This is a genomic window from Sulfitobacter sp. UBA4523 (assembly GCF_002388305.1).
Taxonomy (GTDB): Bacteria; Pseudomonadota; Alphaproteobacteria; order Rhodobacterales; family Rhodobacteraceae; genus Sulfitobacter; species Sulfitobacter pontiacus.
This window is the reverse complement of record NZ_DGMH01000053.1, coordinates 1-332: the sequence shown is the minus strand read 5'-3', so window position 1 is coordinate 332 and position 332 is coordinate 1.

The window sequence follows — 332 nt, the reverse complement described above, 5'->3', positions numbered from 1 at the left end:
CCCCACCCCGTGACTGTCATGCCCCGCCAGATTAGCCCCCACCAACCGCGCCGCAACCTTCGCCGCCCGCCCTGCATCCTTCCCTGCATGCGCCAAAATAGCCGTCGCAAAATCCGTCAACCGCCCCGCATCAACCGCCATCGGCCTATCCTCCCCCAAATATGCTGTCCACGCCGCCTCTCCCAAAACGAACGCCCACGACCGCAACCTCGCGCCAAGAAGCGGAAACTGCAAGCCGGAGGGTCATCCGAAGCGGAAAGAGCCAACGCGGGCGCCTACGGCGGGGAATTTTTCAACGGAGAGTTTAAATGGTGCCCAGGGGCAGCTTGGGT